This window comes from Devriesea agamarum (assembly GCF_900070355.1).
GTDB classification, from domain to species: Bacteria; Actinomycetota; Actinomycetes; order Actinomycetales; family Dermabacteraceae; genus Devriesea; species Devriesea agamarum.
In genome coordinates, this window is sequence record NZ_LN849456.1 from 543991 (window position 1) to 563894 (window position 19904).

At 59.1% G+C, this 19904-nt stretch carries 17 protein-coding genes and 1 other RNA gene; 10 read left to right on the forward strand and 8 right to left on the reverse strand.

Annotated elements, in window-relative coordinates; genetic code table 11:
* Nucleotides 1–139 precede the first annotated feature (139 nt).
* The 4 genes from glnA (BN1724_RS02340) to BN1724_RS02350 all read left to right on the forward strand — a co-directional run bounded on the left by glnA (BN1724_RS02340) (nucleotide 140) and on the right by BN1724_RS02350 (nucleotide 4163).
* Nucleotides 140–1564, forward strand: coding sequence for a type I glutamate--ammonia ligase (glnA, locus tag BN1724_RS02340; RefSeq protein WP_058235708.1), 1425 nt, complete (start codon nucleotides 140–142; stop codon nucleotides 1562–1564).
* Nucleotides 1565–1957: 393 nt separating this feature from the next.
* Entirely contained in the window at nucleotides 1958–2098 is a 141-nt protein-coding gene (locus tag BN1724_RS13045; protein WP_172797065.1) for a hypothetical protein, read from the forward strand.
* Between the two features lie 155 nt (nucleotides 2099–2253).
* Nucleotides 2254–3522 (forward strand): sensor histidine kinase, encoded by a 1269-nt coding sequence (locus BN1724_RS02345; protein ID WP_172797066.1) that lies wholly within the window; start codon nucleotides 2254–2256, stop codon nucleotides 3520–3522.
* Nucleotides 3519–4163, forward strand: a complete 645-nt coding sequence (locus BN1724_RS02350; protein ID WP_058234066.1) for a response regulator — start codon at nucleotides 3519–3521, stop codon at nucleotides 4161–4163. The genes BN1724_RS02345 and BN1724_RS02350 overlap by 4 nt, the downstream gene beginning before the upstream one ends.
* Nucleotides 4164–4393: 230 nt before the next feature.
* Here BN1724_RS02350 and BN1724_RS02355 read toward each other — a convergent pair whose 3' ends face one another.
* From BN1724_RS02355 to glnA (BN1724_RS02365), 3 genes are all read right to left on the reverse strand, one after another.
* On the reverse strand, nucleotides 4394–5305 hold the full coding sequence (locus BN1724_RS02355) for a hypothetical protein (RefSeq protein WP_058234067.1): 912 nt from the start codon (nucleotides 5303–5305) through the stop codon (nucleotides 4394–4396).
* A 108-nt stretch (nucleotides 5306–5413) separates the two neighbouring features.
* The gene (locus tag BN1724_RS02360) at nucleotides 5414–8776 is read right to left on the reverse strand and encodes a bifunctional [glutamine synthetase] adenylyltransferase/[glutamine synthetase]-adenylyl-L-tyrosine phosphorylase (RefSeq protein ID WP_231928132.1); all 3363 of its coding nucleotides are present in this window, start codon (nucleotides 8774–8776) and stop codon (nucleotides 5414–5416) included.
* A gap of 16 nt (nucleotides 8777–8792) precedes the next feature.
* Nucleotides 8793–10130: a type I glutamate--ammonia ligase gene (gene glnA, locus BN1724_RS02365; protein ID WP_058234069.1), complete on the reverse strand. Its 1338-nt coding sequence runs from the start codon at nucleotides 10128–10130 to the stop codon at nucleotides 8793–8795.
* Between the two features lie 115 nt (nucleotides 10131–10245).
* Here glnA (BN1724_RS02365) and panB point away from each other — a divergent pair, with 115 nt between their 5' ends.
* Nucleotides 10246–11064 carry a 3-methyl-2-oxobutanoate hydroxymethyltransferase gene (panB, locus tag BN1724_RS02370; protein ID WP_058234070.1) on the forward strand — a complete coding sequence of 273 codons (819 nt, stop codon included), beginning with the start codon at nucleotides 10246–10248 and terminating at the stop codon, nucleotides 11062–11064.
* Between the two features lie 84 nt (nucleotides 11065–11148).
* On the opposite strand, the gene BN1724_RS02375 is transcribed toward panB, so the two are convergent.
* Entirely contained in the window at nucleotides 11149–11328 is a 180-nt protein-coding gene (locus BN1724_RS02375; protein ID WP_058234071.1) for a hypothetical protein, read from the reverse strand.
* 165 nt (nucleotides 11329–11493) lie between these two features.
* Between BN1724_RS02375 and map the strand changes: the two genes are divergently transcribed.
* Together map and ppgK are read left to right on the forward strand one after the other, a co-directional pair.
* On the forward strand, nucleotides 11494–12381 hold the full coding sequence (gene map, locus BN1724_RS02380; RefSeq protein WP_058234072.1) for a type I methionyl aminopeptidase: 888 nt from the start codon (nucleotides 11494–11496) through the stop codon (nucleotides 12379–12381).
* A gap of 87 nt (nucleotides 12382–12468) precedes the next feature.
* On the forward strand, nucleotides 12469–13251 hold the full coding sequence (gene ppgK / locus BN1724_RS02385; protein WP_058234073.1) for a polyphosphate--glucose phosphotransferase: 783 nt from the start codon (nucleotides 12469–12471) through the stop codon (nucleotides 13249–13251).
* A 77-nt stretch (nucleotides 13252–13328) separates the two neighbouring features.
* Here ppgK and rnpB read toward each other — a convergent pair.
* An RNA gene (rnpB, locus tag BN1724_RS02390) (RNase P RNA component class A) lies at nucleotides 13329–13680 on the reverse strand.
* Nucleotides 13681–13768: 88 nt separating this feature from the next.
* Between rnpB and BN1724_RS02395 the strand changes: the two genes are divergently transcribed.
* Together BN1724_RS02395 and BN1724_RS02400 are read left to right on the forward strand one after the other, a co-directional pair.
* The gene (locus tag BN1724_RS02395) at nucleotides 13769–14770 is read left to right on the forward strand and encodes a hypothetical protein (RefSeq protein WP_058234074.1); all 1002 of its coding nucleotides are present in this window, start codon (nucleotides 13769–13771) and stop codon (nucleotides 14768–14770) included.
* A 93-nt stretch (nucleotides 14771–14863) separates the two neighbouring features.
* The gene (locus tag BN1724_RS02400; protein WP_172797067.1) at nucleotides 14864–15700 is read left to right on the forward strand and encodes a YaaA family protein; all 837 of its coding nucleotides are present in this window, start codon (nucleotides 14864–14866) and stop codon (nucleotides 15698–15700) included.
* A gap of 62 nt (nucleotides 15701–15762) precedes the next feature.
* Here the strand turns inward: BN1724_RS02400 and BN1724_RS02405 are convergent, their stop codons facing one another.
* From BN1724_RS02405 to BN1724_RS02415, 3 genes are read right to left on the reverse strand one after another with little or no spacing between them, the layout of a single operon-like run.
* Nucleotides 15763–16614, reverse strand: a complete 852-nt coding sequence (locus BN1724_RS02405) for a Nif3-like dinuclear metal center hexameric protein (RefSeq protein WP_058234076.1) — start codon at nucleotides 16612–16614, stop codon at nucleotides 15763–15765.
* Nucleotides 16614–17105 (reverse strand): Fe-S cluster assembly sulfur transfer protein SufU, encoded by a 492-nt coding sequence (sufU, locus tag BN1724_RS02410; RefSeq protein ID WP_058234077.1) that lies wholly within the window; start codon nucleotides 17103–17105, stop codon nucleotides 16614–16616. The genes BN1724_RS02405 and sufU overlap by 1 nt, the downstream gene beginning before the upstream one ends.
* Nucleotides 17106–17107: 2 nt before the next feature.
* Complete coding sequence (locus tag BN1724_RS02415; RefSeq protein ID WP_084252685.1) at nucleotides 17108–18484, reverse strand: aminotransferase class V-fold PLP-dependent enzyme; 1377 nt, start codon at nucleotides 18482–18484, stop codon at nucleotides 17108–17110.
* Between the two features lie 199 nt (nucleotides 18485–18683).
* Between BN1724_RS02415 and BN1724_RS02420 the strand changes: the two genes are divergently transcribed.
* Nucleotides 18684–19889, forward strand: coding sequence for an MFS transporter (locus tag BN1724_RS02420; RefSeq protein ID WP_231928133.1), 1206 nt, complete (start codon nucleotides 18684–18686; stop codon nucleotides 19887–19889).
* The last annotated feature ends 15 nt before the right edge of the window (nucleotides 19890–19904 follow it).

A 19904-nucleotide genomic window follows, 5' to 3' on the forward strand; every position in this document is an offset into this window, starting at 1 on the left:
AGAGCACTAGGATCAGTAGCATCCGGACCATTGGCCCGGTGACATGACGGGCGCTATGCCCTGACACAGTGGATCACTTTATTCACCGCCCTAGAGGATCAAGAGTCGCGCGCCCATAGCCGCGCGGATGGAGGTATTTGTGTTCAGCAATCCTAGTGAGGCAGTGAAATTTATCGAAGAAGAGGGCGTCGAGTTCGTCGACATCCGTTTCTGCGACCTGCCGGGTGTCATGCAGCACTTCAATGTGCCCGCGGCGACCTTCGATGAGGAAGCCATGGCGACGGGCCAGCTTTTTGATGGCTCGTCAATTCGAGGTTTTCAGGCCATCCACGAGTCCGATATGAAGCTCGTACCCGACTTGAAAACCGCTTACGTTGATCCGTTCCGCGAACGTAAGACGCTGATCATCAACTTCTCGATTGTCGATCCCTTCACCGACGAGCCCTACAGCCGCGACCCTCGCACCGTGGCTAAGAAGGCCGAGGAATACCTCGCGTCAACGGGTATCGCGGATACCGCAAATTTTGCTGCTGAGGCCGAGTTCTACATCTTCGATGATGTGCGGTTTAAGACCGACATTAACCACGGCTTCTACTCCATTGACTCAGACGAAGCAGTCTGGAACACGGGCCGCGAAGAAGACTTCGGAAACCAGGGATACAAGACCCGCCTCAAGGGTGGGTATTTCCCGGTGCCGCCGAATGATCAGATGGCCGATCTACGCGACGAAATGGTCACCACCCTGGGCCAGGTCGGCCTTGAGGTAGAACGTGCCCACCACGAGGTGGGAACCGCGGGTCAGCAGGAGATCAACTACCGCTTCAACACGCTCCTGCAGGGCGCCGATGACGTGATGAAGTTCAAGTACGTCATCAAGAATGTGGCCTGGCTAGCTGGTAAAACCGCCACCTTCATGCCGAAGCCGCTGTTCGGCGACAACGGTTCGGGGATGCATACCCACCAGTCGCTGTGGAAGAACGGTGAACCCCTGTTCTACGATGAGCGTGGATACGGCGGCTTGTCTGATATTGCTCGCTGGTACATTGGCGGACTCATCGAGCATGCGGAGTCGCTGGTCGCGTTCACCAACCCGACCGTGAACTCGTACAAGCGTCTCGTCCCCGGCTTTGAGGCACCTGTCAACATGGTGTATTCGGCTCGCAACCGCTCAGCCTGCATCCGTATCCCGGTGACGGGTTCCTCCCCCAAGGCCAAGCGCATTGAATTCCGCGCCCCTGACCCGTCGGCAAACCCGTACCTGTCCTTCGCCGCTCAGTTGATGGCGGGAATCGACGGTATCCGTAACCGCATCGAGCCGCCCGAGCCGATTGATAAGGATCTCTACGAGCTCCCGCCGGATGAGCACGCGCAGATCAAGCAGCTTCCCGCTTCGCTCGGAGAAGCGTTGGATGCTCTGGAGAAGGATCACGACTACCTCACCGAGGGCGATGTATTCCCCGAGGATCTGATCCAGACCTGGATCGACTACAAGCGGAAGAATGAGATTGATCCGTTCCGCTTCCGTCCGCATCCGCACGAGTTTGAGCTGTACTACGACATCTAAAACTGGCCGCTGCGCCGATGTTCTTGGATGTCGGCGCAGCTTCGTCGGTTTTCGTAGCTGAGGTTTGCTGTGGTGAGCACTTCCGTGTCAACCAGAGCACACCGGTAGGTTAATTACCGATTTAAGCATAGGGCCCGGTTCGACGCCATCGCCAAAGATGGGCTTCGGACCGGGCCTTTATCTATACGGTATGCATGCGGAATATGTACCTTATATATACGGTTCCGACCAATGCGCGCGAGGTACCGCTAATACGCGCCGGGATTCACCTCAGGGGAGTCAGGTACCTCGGCATTTGCCTCAGACTTCTTCTATACATTCCCACATACTCATCCCGTGATAACAGTGTCGTCGCCGCACTGTGCGAGGGGTGACGGTTGCTACGCTTGGCCTATGTCACGAATAGCCGGCCTCGTCGCAGACAACGTCGAGCTATTCGTCGCAGACAATGTCGAGCTATTCACGGTGCCTGTGCCATGGACGACACATGCCCGTGCGTTGCGTGCCGTCAAGCAGCCGATTCCAATCCGATGAAACTCGTATCGCGTTTGGGCCTGCGAGGCCGACCTGCCCCCTTGAATCCGCCCGGCTCGCCGGCCCACTCCATACAGCCACATTCTGATGTACACGACGTAGAATTCCTTGGCCATGATCGCAGCCCGATCGTGTTAGATCGAATGCTGCGGTGGATGGTGCACATGCTTTTTTATGTGCTGTGCGTTGTCGTGCTGGTGCTATCTAGCGTGCGGGGACATATCCAGGGCGATGGCGGCTGGTTTGTATCCGCCATGCTCTGCCTGATCGCCGTGTACTCCATCGGGGCCCGACGATATCTCCGGCAATCACGGTCTGGTCAGCACCGTTGGAAAGCGGCACCGTACATTGCGCTCACCATCGGCTTGTGGACCCTGACGTTTTGCTTCACCCCCAATGCGGCCTGGTTAGCCTTCGCCCTGGACTTTGTAGTCATGTACGCTTTACCGCTGGTCGGCGGCGTTATTGCGCTAGCCTTAGTGAGCTGTATTGGCATTGGTGGCTACGCTATTCATTTCGGTGAGCTACACGCTGGTGAGGTGATTGGGCCGGTCATCGGCGCCCTCGTTGCCGCCGCGGTGGTGCTGTCGTACCAGACACTTCAGCGCGAAATAGCTCAGCGCACTGCCCTGGCGAGGGAGCTGCTCGCAACCCAACATGAACTGGCTGCACAACAGCGTGCGGCCGGCATCGCTGAAGAACGCGACCGAATCGCCCGGGAACTGCATGACACCGTGGCTCAATCCGCCATCAGCATCCATATGCTGCTCGACACTGCTCACGCGGACCTATTGCGGGGAGATACGTCTCAGGCGCTCGAACGCGTGGAATCTGCACGGGAAGCCGCTCGGCAAACCAGTGCACAGACTCGAAGTTTTGTCGATGCGACGGCGGCGCCACCGCTGAGAGGATGCGATCTTCCCGGTGAATTGCGCTCTCTTGCCGCATCAGCTCAAGCCGTCAATCATCTCGACACTGAGGTGCGTATCGACGCTGGTGTCACCGCACGGCTTACCACTCTCCCCCAGCATTTCGTGCTCACAGTTTTACGAATCGCTCAGTCCTCTATGGCGAATGTGGTGCGGCATGCCGACGCCCGCAGAGCCGTTCTGACCCTGTCTATCGAAGATGACCATCTCCTGCTCGATATTGTCGACAACGGAATTGGAATACCGCCCGGTACCCAAGACGGTTACGGACTAAAGTCCGCTAAAGCGCGAGCTCGTGCCCTTGGCGGAACTTTGCTGGTGGAGTCCGAGCCCGACGGCGGAACCGCAGTGCAGCTGAGTCTTCCGCTCACCATCGAATCCTCCGGTGTTCCCTCCGCTGGTAGCACCAGGCCCACTGTTCGTGAGGATTCTCCGTCCGGTCACACACCATCTGTTGCGCATGATGCCCCCTGTCGGCGAGGAGACACGCCATGACATCAACCCAGACCACCGTTCTCATTGCCGATGACCACGCCATTGTCCGAATGGGTTTGCGCGGAGTTCTAGACGCGGCGCCAGACCTCACGGTTGTTGCCGAGGCCGCCACAGCTGCGGAGGCTCTCAGCCAGGCACGGCTGCATCGTGCAGATGTGGTGTTGCTGGACTTGCAGTATCACGGCCACACAGAGCGGGGAACGGATGTCATACCGGCGCTGCTCGCTTTGGAACCAACGCCCGTCGTGATTGTGCTAACCACCTACGACAACGACCAAGACGTGCTCGAAGCCCTGGACGCAGGGGCCCGATCCTATCTGCTGAAGGATCTTCCACCGCAGGAGCTGCTCAGCGCTATTCGGCAAGCGGCGGCTGGTCGGGATGCTGTGGATCGTCGGGTGGCTAAAAGGCTAGCTGCGCGGGGTACCGCACCCGCATCGGAGCTATCGCGTCGAGAGCTCGACGTTCTGCATCTCGTGGCCCAGGGCCACACGAATGCAGATATCGCCAAGACTCTGTTTTTGTCGCAGGCGACGGTCAAGACCCACCTGGTCCACATCTTTAGCAAGCTTCACGTGTCATCCCGGACCGGTGCCGTCGCCGCCGCTCGTGAACGAGGGCTGCTGCGCCCAGGGACGTAGACGGGCAGAGACGGGCAGGGCCGATAATCTGGGGTGGCGCGTGCTTGTCAGAGTTCGCTGTCAGACATCGCGTTGGACCAGTGCCGTGCCTGGGTACCGATATCAAGGTGTCCAGTTCTCGGGCCACCCGAAAATCAGCTATTTAGCGTGATGGCGGCCCGACCCTCTGGTTCCCAGGTCTATTGGGCAACAGAACCAAAGTAGGCGGAGGTCACCAAGGTCACGCACTTTCACACTGTCCCGAGGCCACCTTTAGCGCGCAGCATCGTCACCAGGAGTTCTTTTGGAGAGGACACCTCCTGCAAGGCACAGGCCTCCGGATCAAAAGCCCAGGCCGCCCGCAACGCACAAAACACCGCGAACTCCTTTTCTGTGGTGGCTAAGGGAACAACGCGATATCCCCCAGCTTCTGGAAGATGGATGATGAAAGCCCCGGTCAGTTCAGGCATGTCTCGCAGGGTTCCATCGTTATCGAGCAAGTTCTCCGCATGAACAACCGCAACCCCTTGCAGCGCATAGTCACCGTGCACCCGCTTGGAGGTTTTAATGTCACCACTGAGCATGGCACCGCCAATCCGCACCAGACAGTCAGTTGTTCCCGCATACCCAACGGTCTGGTTAACGACCGTCTGTTCAATTTCCACAAATTCCGGCTGGTAATCGTCGAGAAAACCCGCGAAGCCATCGAGCCTGGTCCCTACCCGGCGAAGTAGATCGGGTAAATCTCGTTCAGTGCTAAAAGCACCCTCAGTGCGCATGGCGGTCGCTCGAGCCACGATTGAATCATGATCTGGCCTCGCGCCACTGCGCTCCCAGTCCTCACATAGAGCGTGAACCAGAGTGCCAAAATCAGCGGCCGCTTTGGAATGATCCTCAGCAGCAGCAGCAATTTTTTTACGGGTCCCCCAATGGTTGGCGCAGACGCGGCGGATCTCCGCTCCCGCACGGTCGGGATTGCGATTGAGATATGCAAACATGTCCACGGCGCGTTTGCCCGCCATCGAGGCATACCACCCCTGAAGGTACTCTTTGTGCCGCATCCCAGCGACCGTCGTGATCGAGGGATAAACCAGCGGTCCGTCCGGCTCCATCCGGTACATACGTCCGCGTGGGGTGCTCGCGCTCAATGATGGGGTGGTCATAAGTCCTTCAGGTCAACATGAGGTGGCGTCTACGAAATAGGCCGAGTCCACTGTACGCGGTGGCACCGGGCGTTGAGTTTACGCGCTGCGGTTTCCTGCCGCCGCTCACTACGGAGTCTCGTCAAAGAAAAGGCGCTCCACGGTGGTTCGGGCATGGCGGGCGACACGCAGAAAATCTTCCTCTACACCGGCTGCGCTCGCATCGGGGCCCGAGAGCAGCCGAGCCAGGGCAAGCAAATCATTGCGGTCCGTGGGAAGCACATCGCTGATACGCCCTTTCCACAGGAAGTGTGCGCGCCTCAACGACCAGGATGTGACCCATGCCTCATATAAAACAGTTAGATCATCCGCGGATATGAGGCCTGCCTCCTGAGCCGCACGCAAAGCATGCAACGTCCCGGTCACGCGCAGCGCGGGGATCTGATCGGCGTGACGCATCTGTATCAGCTGCGCAACCCATTCCACGTCGGTCATCGTTCCGCGCCCCAGTTTGAGATGGCGCTGCGGCGACATCCCTCGGGGCAGACGCTCGGACTCGACCCGTGCCTTCATACGGCGAATGCTGCGGATATCTGTTTTGCTCAGGCCGCCGCATGGATATCGAACCGAGTCAAGCACGGGATCAAGATCCTCACACAGCGAGGAATCCCCCGCAATTGGTGTGGCACGTAATAACGCTTGGCGTTCCCATATCTCCGCATGGTGCTCGTAGTATTCCGTGAATGACGTGAATGTGCGTGCAAGTACCCCGTTCTTTCCTTCGGGGCGAAGATCGGCACTGACCTTCATGTCGGCGCCGTACGTGGGGGCATTCAGAAGCCGTTGGAGCTGGGTGGCCACGGCAATACCCAGTGCACTCGTCCGTTCACCTGCACCGACATCCCGGATAACGAACTGGACATCAGCGTCGGAAGCATACCCCATCTCACCAGCGCCAAAACTTCCCATGGCAAGCACCGCAAACTCAATCCCTAAACTGGGGTTGATAGCGTTTGTGGACGGTGAGCCTGTATCTGTGTTCCCGTCGGCGTTATGGCCTCGATCAATCTCAGAGGGGCTGTCGGCGCTAGGGCCCTGCTGGCCAGGCCCGTTGTTGCCTCCGGGATGCCGAGCAGTCTGATCAGAGTCAGCCGGCATGGCGTCCTCGCGCCCGGTGTGACCGTCAGGGATCTGCTCGCACGCGACCGCATATCGTGCAACGTAGACACCGGCATTTAGTACCGCCCCGGCGAGGTCGGTTAATGCCGCAGCAACCTGGGCCGGAGTAAGCCGGCCCAAAAGATGAGCCATCGCAACCCGCAGCAACTCCCGGTTGCGGGTACGGCGAAGTAGGTCAGCGGCTTCATCCACGGTATCCAGCCGCCGGATGACCGCGGTGAACTCGGCCTGCAATGCCTCTCGATTAAGGGGAACCAGATCATCAGCTCGGGCCAACCACCGGACCCCGTCGGGGATCTTCTCCAGCTGTCCGGCAACGAAACGGGATGACGACAAAATCCGGGTGAGATGCCGGGCTGCGCTTCCCGAGTCTCGAAGCAGCGCAAGGTACCAGTGCGCGGAACCAATTTCATCGGATAGTTTGCGAAAAGACAGCAGGCCGAGATCTGGGTCTATGCCTTCGGCAAACCACTCTAGGAATGACGGGAGTAACTGCCGCTGAATCGCAGCCCGTCGCGAAATACCTTTGGTCAGAGACTGGATGTGCTGAACTGCTTTAGCCGGGTCGCGGTAGCCGATGGCCGCTAACCGATCCCTAGCAGCCTGGGGGCTTAAACGCACCTGGTCATCGCTGAGGTTTGACGCGGTCAGCAGCAGGGGCCGATAAAAAATTTCTTCGTGCAGATGCCGCACCCGGCGTCGAATGCGATCATAGGCGGTTAGGAAGTCGAGCTGATCAAGTCCGACCCCTCGTGAAAGACGGCGGATATCGTTCTCGGCGGTGGGCAGAACTTGGGTGCGTCGCATGCGCGCTAATTGCAGTCGGTGTTCGACTGTGCGCAGAAAGCGGTAGGACTCATCGAGTTCACTGGCATGATGCCGAGCGATATATCCGCCGTCGCATAACTGGCGCAATGCCGTCAGCGTTCCACGCGCACGTACCGTGTCATCGCCCCGTCCGTGCACCATTTGCAACAACTGCACGGTGAACTCAACGTCGCGAAGACCTCCGGGGCCGAGTTTTACATTCCGGTCAACTTCTCGACGCGGAATATGATCGACCACTCGCCGTCGCATTGCACGAGTATCTTCGACGAATCCTTCTCTGAAGGATGCCTGCCACACCATCGGCCTGGTGAGATCTTCAAGACCTTGGCCGAGTTCTCTATCCCCTGCCACGCACCGTGCTTTTAAGAGCGCCTGAAATTCCCAGGACTCGGCCCACCGACGGTAGTACCGAGCGTAGGAGTCGAGTGTGCGCACCAGCGGACCGTCTTTACCTTCGGGGCGTAGGTTCGCATCCACCTGCCAGAGTGCCCCTTCAGCGGTGCGCTCCGAACAGATCCGAGCGACCTGTCGGGCTAGTGCGCCGGCAATTTCCAACACCTCGTCATCGCTACTCAGCGGACTGTCTTGTGAGGATAACGAGGTGGTACGGGATGGTTCAGCACCGCAGGAGTGAGCGTCAGCCTGCCCAGGGCCCGTTTCCGTGACCGCATCTGAAGGTGAGCACAGCTCTGATGCGGGGGCGGGCGCCGCAACATACAGAACGTCAACGTCAGAGATGTAATTGAGTTCGCGCGCCCCTGTCTTACCCATTGCGAGAATTGCCAGACGAACTCGTTCATGCTGCGGTGTTTGCGCGCGGGCAATCGCAAGGGCTGCTTCCAGCGAGGCCCCTGCCAGATCCGCGAGTGCTTCAGAGACCGACGGTTGCATCGCCACCGGGTCATCACTGCTGAGATCCCACGCAGCGATGGTGATGAGTCTGCGGTAGTAGGCAATCCTTAAGGCATCGCATCCCTGTCGACCAGACAATGTAGCGACCGGAATGCGTTCATCGGGATCAGCCCCTACTGCTGTCAGGATGTCCCGGCGAATGTCGTCAGCCGACACCTCGAACGGAGATTCATCGGACGCTAAAAGCATCAAAATAGACGGATGCCGGGCGAGGACGTCACCGAGCGCGACGGAACCCCCAAGAATCCGCATCATTCTGATGCATGCATCCTGCTCCGGCGCATTATTCTCAGCGCGCAACAGTGCTCGAAATACCTTGTGATAATCCGGGTCACGATGTGACTGCGCCCCCGAGGATTGCGGCGTGGTTTCTGTCTGGGTGCGGTTGGCTGATTCGGCAAGCCGCAGCAGAGCAATTAAGGCTTGGTCAGGGTCGATGCTGTCTGCCAGACGACGCAGCGACGCCTCTGACATTGTCGCGAGCAGAGGATCAGCGAGGAACCGCTGGGCCCGGGTCGTATCGGAAAAACCTAGGCGAGCTAATGCTCCATGAGAAAGTGTGCTTTGCTCCATCGACAACCCTCAGCACTTACAGATGAGGGAATGCTGACGCCAGCTCATATGGGGTCACCTGCCTGCGGTATCGGGCCCATTCCTCCCGCTTATTGCGCACAAAGAAATCAAAAACCTGTTCGCCGAGGGTCTGGGCCATCAGCTCAGAGGATTCAAACTCTTCAAGGGCACGGAATAAATCCGTGGGAAGAGCCTCATAGCCGAGCGACTGTCGTTCCCGGTCACTGAGATCCCAGACATTATCTTCGGCACCGTCCGGCAGTTCGTATTCTTCTTCGATTCCCTGCAAGCCCGCGGCTAGCAGCACCGCGAATGCAAGATAGGGGTTAGCAGCCGAGTCAAGCCCACGGAATTCAACCCGCGACGAATTGCCTTTGGTTGGTTTGTGGAAAGGAACTCGCACCAGCGCACTGCGATTATTGTGGCCCCAGCACACGTAGCTGGGGGCTTCTTGCGCACCCCAAAGGCGTTTATACGAATTGACGTACTGGTTAGTCACTGCGCAGTACTCCGGGGCGTGGCGCAGCAAACCAGCTATGAACTGTCGGCCTATTCGAGATAGGCCGTACTCGGCTCCCGGCTCATGGAAGGCATTTTTACCGTTCTGAAACAGTGACAGGTGCGTGTGCATACCTGAGCCCGGATGCTCGATCATCGGCTTGGGCATAAACGATGCAACATGCCCCATGGTCAGTGCGATCTCCTTGACCACGGTCCTGAACGTCACGATGTTGTCCGCCGTGGTGAGCGCATCGGCGTACCGCAGGTCTATCTCGTTTTGACCGGGGCCATTTTCGTGATGAGAAAACTCAACTTGAATCCCCATCGACTCCAGGTGGGTAATCACCTGCCGTCGAAAATCGTGCCCCTCCGCACGGGCTACATGGTCGAAATAACCGCCGGTATCCACCGGACGCAGCGGGTGACCTTCGCGGTAGGACTCCTCGAACAGATAAAACTCGATCTCAGGGTGGGTGAAGAACTCAAGCCCCTTCTTTTCTGCTTTATCCAGGGCGTCCTTAAGGACTCTGCGGGGATCAGATGCGGCGGGTTCCCCGTCGGGGGTCAGCACATCGCACATCATCCGGGCCGTCCCCTGGATTTCACCGCGCCACGGCAAAAGCTGGAAGGTTGCCGGATCGGGGCGAAGGATCATATCGGACTCATAGGCCCGCGTCAGTCCCTCAATGGTGGATCCGTCGAACCCAATACCCTCGTCGAAGGCTTCTTCGAGATCGGCCGGGGAAATGGCGATGGACTTTAAAACCCCTTGCACATCGCAAAACCACAGCCTGATGAAGCGGATATCGCGATCTTCGACCGCGCGGAGCACCGAATCCTGATGACGTTCCATACCCCCAGTCTGCCCTACCCCAGTGACATAGGTGATCGACGTTCGGGGACACGGAGCAGACAATCCCAGCGCCGTCCAGTCTAGGCTTATGCCCAACCTGACGAAGGAGAACCCGATGAACGTCGAACCTGGCCGGGATATTCCCCGCATCCGTATCCGCCATCTTCACGATTTCCGTCGGCAAGGCCGACGGTTTTCCATGCTGACGTCATACGATCAGCTATCTGCCGCCGCCTTTGAACGGGCGGGGATCGAAGTTCTCCTAGTCGGAGATTCCGTGGGCACCGTAGTGCTGGGGCATCCCTCAACGGTGCATACCCGCCATGAGGACATCGTGCTGTTCACAGGGGCTGTAGCCCGCTCGGTGACCCGTCCGTTAATTGTCTCGGATCTCGCGTTCGGTTCGTACCAGGCGAGCGTTGAGGACGCTTTACGTCATGGGACGGAGCTCCTTCGCGCGGGTGCTCACGCGGTCAAGCTTGAGGGTGGCCAGCGCGTAGTCCCACAGGTTTCAGCACTGGTCGAAGCCGGTATCCCGGTGATGGGACACCTCGGATTTACCCCGCAGTCAGAGCACGCGCTGGGCGGGTTCAGGGTTCAAGGGCGTGAACAGTCCGAGGCGGACCGGCTGGCCGAAGATGCTTTGGCGCTGCAGGACGCAGGAGCCTTCGCCATCGTTCTGGAATTGGTACCCGCATCGGTAGCGGCTCGTGTCACCGAAGTCGTGGATATTCCCACGATCGGGATCGGCGCCGGACCGGACTGCAACGGCCAGGTGCTGGTCTGGCAAGACATGGCCGGGATGTCAGGGTTCTCTGGTCGCTTCGTCAAGCAGTTCGCACAGCTCGGACACGACTTAGAGCGGGCAGCAGCCGAATACCACCGGGAAGTTGCTCAGGGAGAATTCCCCACCGCCGAGCACTCGTTCGAGTGACAGGCGGGCGCCTTCTCGTCTCTCACCAGCCGTCGCTGGGGTTGCCGGCTCATCGCGCGACCCCAGCGTTGCGGGCGTGAAAGATCAGTCTTTATCGCCCCAAGCTCGATCGTCATCCTCCCACGCCTCATTGCGGCGCTTAGCGATCTCGAACGCATGCGCAGCATCTTCACGCGTTGCGTACGGTCCCATAAGCTGATGCACCGGTGATTGCTGTCCCTCTTCGACCTGGCCCGTGACAGTGTTGTAAAAGAACTCAGCCATTGCGTTCCCTTTCTTATGACCAGCTACTGTCGTGACCAGTCTGACCGCTACCGCTCTCACCAGGTGTCGATCAGCAGATCACAATCCTGTTTCACGTCCAGACTATGCCTACACACCGGGCACCTTTGGCACAGACATGACGTTTGGTGGTTCACACTGGATGTCATGACTGTAAACCAGACCTGGCTGCGTCCGGTCGACAGGGCGGTGCTCATACCCGGCACCCTCTCCTCTCGCCGCAGCGTTCCTCAGAACATCGCACGACCCGAATATGTCGGTAAAGACGAGGCCGTCAGCGACAGCGGGCCGTACGTGCAAGATACCGAAACCATTGAAGCCATGCGCACGGCCGGAAAGATCGCAGCTTTGGCACTCGCCGAGGCGGGGAAAGCAGCCGCACCCGGAGTGAGCACCGACGAAATTGATCGCGTAGTTCACGAGGTGCTGTGCGATCATGGCGCGTATCCGTCCACGCTCGGGTACCTTCACTTCCCCAAATCTTGCTGCACGAGCTTGAACGAAGTGATCTGTCACGGGATTCCCGATTCCACCGTGATGGTGGAGGGTGACATCCTGAATGTCGATGTCACCGCCTTTATCGGCGGGGTGCACGGTGATACCAACGCGACCTTCCCCATCGGTGACATCGCCGAGGAAGCTCGACTGCTGATCGAGCGGACGAAGGAAGCCATGATGCGAGGACTTCGGGCCGCCCGGCCGGGGCGCGAGGTCAATGTGATTGGAAGGGTCATCGAAAATTATGTCGGGCGTTTCGGCTACGAATCGGTGCGCGATTACACCGGACACGGGATCGGCACGGGCTTCCATAACGGCCTGGTGATCCCCCACTACGACTCGGCGCCTGCCTTTGACGACGTGATCATGCCGGGCATGACCTTAACGGTAGAGCCCATGGTTACGGTCGGGTCTCAGGATTGGGAAAGCTGGGACGATGGTTGGACAATCGTCACCAAAGACCGTTCTTACACGGCGCAGTTTGAACACACGGTCTTGATTACCGACGACGGTTTCGAGATCCTGACGGCACTTTGAGAGACTAGAGGTGGCACCTGATCTGCTGGACATGGAGCCACATTCCAGACACACCCCTTCACCACGGACCGACCCGACGAGGACGACATGAGTAAAACAGCTTTCGGCATCGACATTGGCGGCAGCGGTATCAAAGGCGCCCCCGTCGATGTCAAAAAAGGTGAGCTTCTGGCTGAGAGGCTTCGGATCCCGACCCCTCAGCCTTCTGTTCCCGAAGCGGTCGCCGACACCGTCGCCGAACTGCTCTCGGCCTTCGATGTCGCCGACGATCTCGCGGTGGGGGTCACCTTTCCAGCCGTCATCCAACACGGAGTAGCCCGCACCGCCTCCAACGTGGACAAGTCCTGGATTGGCACCGATGTTGATGCCCTATTGACTGAGCGAACCGGACACGATGTGTTCGTCGTCAATGACGCGGATGCTGCCGGCATCGCAGAAATGGAATTCGGCGCCGGAAAAGGACACAACGGGGTCGTGCTAGTCACCACGCTTGGGACGGGCGTGGGCACCGCCCTGTTCATCGATGGAAAGCTAGTTCCCAACACCGAGTTCGGGCACGTTCTTCTCCACGACGATGCCGCCGAACGGTACATGGCGGTCTCGGTGCGCGAGCGCGAAGAACTCGATTGGGAGACCTGGGCCGCGCGGTTGCAGGAGTACTACTCCCACATCGAGTTTATTCTCAACCCCGATCTGATTATCGTCGGCGGTGGAATTTCCAAAAAGCACGCACGCTTCCTTCCGCTTCTCGATTTGAAGACTCCAATTGTGCCTGCGAAGTTGCGTAACGAAGCGGGTATTGTCGGCGCTGCGGCGCTCGGACGCCACGAAGCGAAAGCTGTGCGCAAAAAGAAGAAGCGTGTGAAGTAACGCTTAGCTCTGCGGAGTTCGCATCATCACAAACGCGCTTCGGCTATGCATCAGGTGTGCATAGCCGAAGCGCGTTTGTGATCAGTTGGCCTGTAAGCCGGGTTCTGTCGAGGACGGTCATCCATCTTCGATCGCCGTTGCCGACGACCTCTAGCGGCCTACCCGGGGACTCAGGCTGGCACCCTCAATCATCCCCTGTCTGACCTTGCTCCCGGTGGGGTTTACCGTGCCGGTCCCGTCACCGAAACCGCGGTGGTCTCTTACACCACCCTTTCACCCTTACCGCCGTCACCGGCGGCGGTTTACTTTCTGTGGCACTGTCCCGCGGATCACTCCGGGTGGGCGTTACCCACCACCGTGCCAGATGGAGCCCGGACTTTCCTCGGTGCGCCATTGAAAACAGCACACCGCAACCGTCCGGCCAACTGATCACTATGCAGTGTAGAGCTTTAGCCACGAACGGTGCACCTGCTGGGATTCACATCCACGCCTGGGACCGGGAATCTACACTGACGTTATGACGATCCCTGTTCCCTTTCTCGACAACCGGTATGACGATTGGCCAGACGATCATCATGAATGGGGCAGTCTCGAGGAATTCGTAGAGGCAAACGCTTGGCCCGATGGGATTCACACCATCCCTCTTGGCGACGGCCCCGCGCTGGATCTGCTGTTTAAAGACCAGCCGCTTAACGCTCCGGTCACCCCCGTGTTCTTCAATGGCGCTATCACGGGACGGGAGACCAAACATGGGCCATTCTTCTCGGGGCGAGGTTTAGCCGCGACTGGTCAGTTCGGCTTCATCGGGGTATCTGACCCCTCCGTGAACTTGCATGAGTCACTCGGTTTGGCCTGGTATGCGGGCAATAAATACGGTCCCTTCCAGGACCAGCTCACCCGCATTTTCCAGCGCCTCGCAGATGTCTCCGGATCTGAACTGCTTTTCATCGGCGGATCCGGTGGCGGGTTTGCGTCCCTCTACTACGGACATCGCCTCGCAGAGAAGGCATCCGTGCTGGTGTGGAATCCTCAAACTGATGTTCTGCGCTATAACCCGCAGTTCGTGAAAAATTATCTGAGCCGGGCGTTCGATCTTGACCTCCCGCAGCATGGCTGGGAACCGGCGGCGCTGGCGGGCACGCAAGGGGTTGACCTATCCATTGCACAATCCAGACCCCGCAGATTGCTTTATATGCAAAATGCCTCCGACTGGCATGTGCAAAGCCACACTGCGCCGTTCCTCGCCAGCGGATATGAACACTGCGGGCGAGGGGTCTTCGAGTCAGACCCTCATCACGTGGTTCAGATCGCTGATTACGGAGAAGGACACGCAGCCCTTCCCGACACGGTGCTGCTGAGCGCCATAGAGTGCTTCAAAGACACAGCGGTCACAGCCTCGGCAGTCTCAGATCGACTCGTGGCCCGCCGTGGGCAGGGCTGGCATGAGCCCAGTGATCCCTCCCCCGCATTATGCAACCTGCTTGGCCCTGATCGAACCATATGCAGTTTCAGGTCTTAGACTGCGTCGCCTCAAAAATATCCGAACCGATACCCGCGATATCACCGGGCGCGACCTCTATGGCGCGTGCCCTCATAAGTTCGCTACCTCATTGTGAAAGACCGATCGTTGATCATCCTGCTTCCACCCTCTGAAACTAAACGCCGTCCTGCCACCAGCAGTTCACTAGGACAGTCCCCCGATGTCTCCCGGCCCCAGCTCGCTGAGGCCAGAGCCAAAATCAGGGCCGCTGTGAGCAGGACCTTAGAAGACGTTGATGCACCCGAGCGGATCGGCATCCCAGCCACCCGGATCGATCTGTTAGACGCCATGCATTTTCTCGACGATGAGCCCGTGGCGCCTGCGCTGGAGGTGTACACGGGGGTTTTGTATGACGCCCTCGACGTTCCCACGCTCCCGCCCGGTGCTTTGGGAAGCGGGGGACGGGATGGTCATCCAGACGGTCAGCCTGGGGTGAGGGTGCTGATTGCATCGGCTCTGTTTGGAGTGCTCTCTCACGACGATCTGATCCCGGCCTACCGTCTGTCCTGTTCCAGCAAATTGGCTGGAATCGGAACGGTGGGGATCTGGTGGAAAAAACATCTCGCCTCGGAAACGGAGGCACTGCGCGATGAGTTCGTCCTCGATTGCCGTTCAGGTGGCTACCAGGGAATGCCTCCGCTTCGCCACGCTATCGGGGTGCGAGCCGAACGCGATGTGCGGGGTCGTCGCAAGGTCATTAGCCACGCTGCCAAGCGTTACCGCGGGTTGGTCACTCGGATTCTGCTCGCCTCGGGTGCCAGGCCGACGGATCTCGAGGATGTAGCCCAGATCGTCGTCGACGGTATTGATGCGGGTGCGTTTACTGCAACTGGAGCGAGCGCGGATACCCCTCTCGACCTAGCGGTGGAGACCAACGGAGGCGTCCTGACCATCGTGGATCGTAGTTAGCGAGCGGACTAACTTTCTGGCTAGCCCGAACCAGCGCTTTATCCGAATTTCGCACCGGTTTTCTAGCCGAGTTCGGCGCCCGTCCACGGGTCGGTCAACAGCTCGCTGACCTCCACGGGGCAGCTCAACCCGCGCTCAGCCATGAATGCCGCCAGGGATGCCTTGGCACCCGGTAGCCACATCCACTCACTTGCGAAGTGCGGAACGTCGATCAGGGCAGGAACCTTACCCCCACCGCAGCTTTCCAAATGTTCAAGCGCGGGGTGATGCCGCAGGTCAGAAGTAATATAAACGTCGCAACCGGTGTGAGTTGCGGTCTCAAGCAGCGAGTCACCCGCACCGGAACATAGGGCAACCCGTCGGGCAATGCGGTGAGGATCGCCCGTATATTTAGCACCTTGGACCGTGCGTGGCAGCGCTTCGGCGAGCCGGGCTGCCAGAGACTGGACGGACTGTGCAACCCTGAGATCGCCGACGAGTCCGAGGCCCACGAGTCCTGTGTCCTCAGACCGGGGAGGCTGCAGTGGCGAGGTGTTGTGCAGGTCGAGCAGATCGCCGAGCGCGGCATTAGTTCCCTGCGCGCTGCGATCAACATTGGTGTGCCCGCACCACAGGGCGCACTGCGCAGACAGCAACCGCGTAATCACCGCTCCTTTGCCGGTCAGCGGAGTCACCGCGTGAATACCGCGCAGAAGCAACGGGTGATGGGTAATGAGCAGGGTCCCGGGAACACTAGCGGCCTGCTCGGCGACGGCAATCGTCGGGTCAACGGCGAGCAGAACCCTTTGAACCTGCGCGTGCGGATCACCAACCGCCAGTCCCACCTGATCCCAGTCTTCGGCCCAGGCCAAGGGGTGGGTCCCTTCTAAAAACTCGATGACGTCAGCGACCGTTAGCTCGCCTGGGCCGTTCATCACGAAACCTGATTCTGGTCGCGCTCTGACCGTGCTAAAACCGCCTGGGCCTCAACCTGAAGGGCCTCAAAAGCTTTCCACGCGAGCAAGACGCACTTCACCCGGCCGGGAAACTTTGATGCCCCCACCAGCGCGATACCGTCACCGATCATGTCCTCATCTCCCGGATCTTGCCCTCGGGAGGCCATCGCGGTGGCGAAACTGTCGTAAATTTTTTGCGCTTGTTCCAGGGTTTGCCCGATCAGAAGATCACTCATAATCGACGCGGAGGCTCGCGACATAGAGCAGCCCACGGCGTCGTAACTAATATCTTCGATGATGGCCTGCGGCCCCTCCCCTGACAGGTGCAAACGCATGGTGAGCTCGTCACCGCAGGTCGGGTTCACATGGTGAACCTCCGACTCGTACGGTTCGCGCAGTCCCGCGTTTTGCGGTCTGCGATCGTGTTCAAAAACGATCGAGGAGTACAGGGAGTTCAGATTCGCCGACACGCTCAGAACCTCGCAAAGAAGTCGATGGTGTAGCGGACGGCGTCGATCAGCGCATCGACATCATCCGCGGTGGAATAGACAGAAAAGGATGCCCGGGTGGTGCCGTTCAGACCATAGCGCCGGTGCAGTGGCCACGCGCAGTGATGCCCGACCCTGACCTCAACCCCCCGGGAATCCAGAAGTTGGCCGACGTCGTGCGGATGCCGCCCAGCCAGGTCAAAGGAGACAGCACCCGCTCGGTTCGCTTCTGCCCCGGGCCCAATGATCCGGATACCAGGGATCTCTTCGAGCCCCGTGAGCGCACGCTGGGTCAATGCCCGGCCATGAGCGGCCACGTTATCCATCCCGAGACGGCTGAGATAGTCAGCAGCTGCTGCCAACCCCACCGCTTGCGAAACCATCGGGGTGCCCGCCTCGAACCGGGCTGGCGGGGCAGCATAGGTGGAATGATCCATGTGGACCACTTCGATCATGGATCCACCGGTCAAAAATGGCGGCATCTCGGCCAGGAGATCATACCGACCCCATAGAGCGCCGATCCCGGTTGGCCCCAGCATTTTATGTCCCGAAAACGCGGCGAAGTCCACTCCCAGCGCGGCCAGATCCACTGGCATATGCGGAACGGACTGGCAAGCATCCAGAACAACCAGCGCTCCGACGTCGTGGGCAGCCCTGGCCAGATCTGCCACCGGATTAACGGTGCCAAGCACATTGGACTGATGAGTCAGCGCCAACACCTTGGTCCGCTCTGTCAAGAGGGAACCCAGATCACTGAGGTCAAGTTGGAAGTCATCTGTCAACGGGATCCAGCGAAGCCTCGCCCCGGTGCGTCGGCACGCCTCTTGCCAGGGCACAAGATTGGCGTGATGCTCCATTTCCGTGACCAGCACCTCGTCGCCCTCGCGCAGAGTGAGTGCGTCCGGGATGTTCGGGCCACTGTTGCTCAAGGAGTACGCCACAAGATTCAAGGATTCTGTCGCGTTTTTGGTGAAGATCAGCTCATCCGGATTCGCCACACCCACAAACCGCGCAAGCGTACCCCGGGCAGTTTCATAGGCATCTGTGGAGGCTTCAGCCATGCGGTGGGCACCCCGTTTTACCGCGGCATTCGCCGTACGCAGGTACTCCATCTCGGCGGCAAGGACCTGCTCTGGATGCTGGGCAGTGGCTCCCGAATCCAAATAGACCAGGCGACGTTCCTGCCCGTCTTCATAATCCGTCAACGTTTGGTTCAGAATCGGGAAATCAGCGCGCAATGCCGCGACATCCAGCCCTGCGCCACTCGCTGTTTTCGGGGGCTCAGAGGCAGCTTGCTGGGTAGCGTCAGCTGCGATCTTGGCCTGGTCACCGGCATTATCCCGGGCATATTCGCCACTCATCGCAACCTCCTGTTAGCGCACGTCACGGCGCCACCCAGTATAGGGACGCCATACCGATTGCCCGAGAAGGTCGTGAGACACACGACACGAAAGACGCTTGCTCCTCGCCGGTCGTGAAAATTTTGTCCGCGCCTACGTGCTCTGCCTCTCCCAGAGACGGCACTATTCCAGCTACCTTTGAAACCCACGACGTATTAGCGTGGTTCCATCCCTGTCCCTGCGTTCGTTCGAGGTCCATGTGCGTTCCTGGATGCGAGTCCAGTTTTTCGTTTTCTACTTCAGCTGGGTGACCTTCCTGTCCTATTGGGGTATTTACCTCAACGCCCGAGGTTTCAATCCCACTGAAATCGGCATGTCCATCACTGCTTCGCTCGTGACCCGAGGGTTAGCAGTCGCCGTACTGTTCCCTCTCGTCAACCGGCACGTCGGCATTTTGCGGTTAACGCGCGCGCTCGGATGGTTGAGCCTTGCCTGCGGAATTCTGTTCGTCCCCGATATGGGGTATGTATCGCTGATCGTGGTCTCCTCCGCCTTCGGCATTTTGTATCCGACCATGATGCCTGTGCTTGAGACCATCGGGACGCTCGGCGCCCAGCGTGGCCATTTTGCGTACGGCCCGACTCGTCTGTTCGGTTCAGCAGGGTTTGTGATCGGCACAATTGTCAACGCATTGGTGTCCGAATACTTCGGCAATGAAAGTCTGATCTGGCTGTTTTTATTCGGGTGCGCCGCGATGTCTGTGCTGGCGCTGCGCCCGCTGCGTGATGAGGTGCTCGCGCAGCAAACGTCTGGGCCACTCGGTTCGTGGGGTGAACTCGTCGGCAGGCGCCTTTTCTGGGTGGTTTTGATCATCGTGATCGTGACCCAAAGCGCGCACGGCGCGTATTACGCCTTCGGCGCCTTGCGGCTTCAGGATCTTGGGATTAGTGACCAGCTCATCGGCATCACGCTCATTGTGGCGCCGATTAGCGAAATGGTGGTCTTTCAGTTATCGGGTCGAAAAGCCGATTCCATGTCCATCCCCTGGCTGCTGGGCGTTGCCGCGGCCGCAGGTGTTCTGAGGTGGCTAGTGTGGGCCTTCAGCACCAATGCTGGTCTGCTTCTGGCTTCCCAGACGCTCCACGGGCTCACATTCGCTCTCATGCAAATTGGGTTCCTTCAGTTCCTGCGTCGCCATGTTCCGCCACATTTGGTCACGCCCGCTCAAAGTGCCTACGCCGCACTAGGCACCGGTATAGGAACCGCCGCAGCCACCGCTCTGGCCGGAGTATTTTTCCAAACTTCCCCCACGCTGACCTTCGTACTCATGGCCGGGATCTCCGCCCTTGGAGTTATTGCGTCCCCGTTCCTTATCTCTCCGCTGCGCACCGCCACGCATCAGGAGCTGTCTTTACCCGAAAGGTAGGGGCGGTCAGTCCCA

Bases quoted from the DNA above. Each gene is read 5' to 3' on its own strand.
- BN1724_RS02345 (WP_172797066.1), top strand. From the start codon at position 2,254: ATGGTGCACATGCTTTTTTATGTGCTGTGCGTTGTCGTGCTGGTGCTA.
- map (WP_058234072.1), top strand. From the start codon at position 11,494: ATGACTGTAAACCAGACCTGGCTGCGTCCGGTCGACAGGGCGGTGCTC.
- BN1724_RS02395 (WP_058234074.1), top strand. From the start codon at position 13,769: ATGACGATCCCTGTTCCCTTTCTCGACAACCGGTATGACGATTGGCCA.
- BN1724_RS02360 (WP_231928132.1), bottom strand. From the start codon at position 8,776: ATGGAGCAAAGCACACTTTCTCATGGAGCATTAGCTCGCCTAGGTTTT.
- BN1724_RS02350 (WP_058234066.1), top strand. From the start codon at position 3,519: ATGACATCAACCCAGACCACCGTTCTCATTGCCGATGACCACGCCATT.
- ppgK (WP_058234073.1), top strand. From the start codon at position 12,469: ATGAGTAAAACAGCTTTCGGCATCGACATTGGCGGCAGCGGTATCAAA.
- glnA (WP_058234069.1), bottom strand. From the start codon at position 10,130: ATGGAACGTCATCAGGATTCGGTGCTCCGCGCGGTCGAAGATCGCGAT.
- BN1724_RS02405 (WP_058234076.1), bottom strand. From the start codon at position 16,614: ATGAACGGCCCAGGCGAGCTAACGGTCGCTGACGTCATCGAGTTTTTA.
- BN1724_RS02415 (WP_084252685.1), bottom strand. From the start codon at position 18,484: ATGAGTGGCGAATATGCCCGGGATAATGCCGGTGACCAGGCCAAGATC.
- BN1724_RS13045 (WP_172797065.1), top strand. From the start codon at position 1,958: ATGTCACGAATAGCCGGCCTCGTCGCAGACAACGTCGAGCTATTCGTC.
- BN1724_RS02375 (WP_058234071.1), bottom strand. From the start codon at position 11,328: ATGGCTGAGTTCTTTTACAACACTGTCACGGGCCAGGTCGAAGAGGGA.
- panB (WP_058234070.1), top strand. From the start codon at position 10,246: ATGAACGTCGAACCTGGCCGGGATATTCCCCGCATCCGTATCCGCCAT.
- BN1724_RS02355 (WP_058234067.1), bottom strand. From the start codon at position 5,305: ATGACCACCCCATCATTGAGCGCGAGCACCCCACGCGGACGTATGTAC.